The sequence below is a fragment of the Spirillospora sp. NPDC049652 genome (assembly GCF_040675125.1).
Classification (GTDB): domain Bacteria; phylum Actinomycetota; class Actinomycetes; order Streptosporangiales; family Streptosporangiaceae; genus Spirillospora.
This window is the reverse complement of record NZ_JBFAOF010001316.1, coordinates 1-1,591: the sequence shown is the minus strand read 5'-3', so window position 1 is coordinate 1,591 and position 1,591 is coordinate 1. Positions and strand designations below refer to the sequence as shown.

General features: G+C 71.4%; 1 protein-coding gene and 1 pseudogene. Both read right to left on the bottom strand.

The features are described from left to right. Positions 1–1,233, bottom strand: a 1,233-nt coding sequence (locus AB0J52_RS39780; RefSeq protein ID WP_500188316.1) for a molybdopterin-dependent oxidoreductase, incomplete at its 3' end; no start/stop codon positions are given. A gap of 132 nt (positions 1,234–1,365) precedes the next feature. After that, positions 1,366–1,591 (bottom strand): annotated as a pseudogene (locus AB0J52_RS39775) (S1C family serine protease); the annotation flags it as partial.

Genomic DNA, 1,591 nt, shown 5'->3' with positions numbered 1-1,591 from the left:
GTTGGAGTGGCCGCGCACCGGACACACGCCCGCGCCCGGACGGCCGATGTTGCCGCGCAGCAGCAGGAAGTTCACGACCTCGCGGATCGTCGGCACCGAGTTGCGGTGCTGCGTCAGGCCCATCGCCCAGCACACCACGATCCGCTTCGCCGCGAGGACGTCGCCGAGCGTCGCGGCGATCTCGCCCCGGGTCAGGCCGGTCGCGGCGAGGACGTCGTCCCAGTCCGCCGTCCGCACGTGGTCGGCGAACGCGTCGAACCCGTGGGTGTGCTCCTCGATGAACGCCCGGTCGATCGCGTCCGGGACGTCCGATTCGAGCAGCAGCCGGTTGAGCGCCTGGAACAGGGCCAGGTCACCGTTCACCCGGATCTGCAGGAACCGGTCGGCGAGCCTGGTGCCCTTGCCGACCACGCCGGACGGCAGCTGCGGGTTCTTGAACCGGATCAGCCCCGCCTCGGGAAGCGGGTTCACGGCGACGATCCGCGCGCCCGCCTTCTTCGCCTTCTCCAGCGCCGACAGCATGCGCGGATGGTTCGTGCCGGGGTTCTGCCCGACGACGAGGACCAGGTCGGCCTGGTAGAGGTCGTCCAGCAGCACCGACCCCTTGCCGATGCCGATCGTCTCGGTCAGCGCCGAGCCGGATGACTCGTGGCACATGTTCGAGCAGTCCGGCAGGTTGTTGGTGCCGAACGCGCGGACGAACAGCTGGTAGGCGAACGCGGCCTCGTTGCTGGTGCGGCCCGAGGTGTAGAAGACGGCCTCGTCGGGGGAGCCGAGGGCGTTCAGCTCGTCCGCGACCAGGCCGAACGCCTCGTCCCAGGAGATCGGCTCGTAGTGCTCCGAGCCCGGGTGCAGGACCATGGGCTCGGTCAGCCGGCCCTGCCGGCCCAGCCAGTGGTCGGTGCGCCCGCCCAGCTCGGCGACGGTGTGCGCGGCGAAGAACTCGCGGGTGACGCGGTGGGTGGTGGCCTCCTCGGCGACCGCCTTCGCGCCGTTCTCGCAGAACTCGGCGGTGTGCCGGTGATCACCCTCGGGCCAGGCGCACCCGGGGCAGTCGAACCCGTCCTTCTGGTTGACCCTGAGCAGGGTCAGCGCCGTGCGCTTCACGCCCATCTGCTCGTAGGAGTCGCGCAGCGCGGCGGTCACGCCCGGCACGCCCGCCGCCCACCGCTTCGGCTTCGCGATCTTCATCCGGGAGTCGTCGAAGTCCTCACGCGGCGCCTCACGGCTCATCGTCCACACTCATTTCTGGCCCTCGGAACTGCTCCCTCCCACTCTCGCACCTTTTCGTCCCGAAGCGGCACCGCAGGCGTCCGACCAGCACGAACGCCCCTCCCGGGGGCGGGGCGTTCGCGGTGTCACCGGCTACTGCGGCGGGCCGGCCGCGAGCTTGAGCTGCTGGGTGACCGGCTGCCCGCCGGGCACCCGGTAGGTCAGCGCGACCCGGTCGCCGGGGTGCCGGAGCAGCAACAGGTCGGTGAGCGTGTTGGGGGAGTCGACCGGCTCGCCGTCCAAGGCCGTGATGACCGCTCCGGACGGGACGTTCAGCCGGTCGGCGGGGGTGTCGGGCAGCGTGGACGCCACCTCGGCG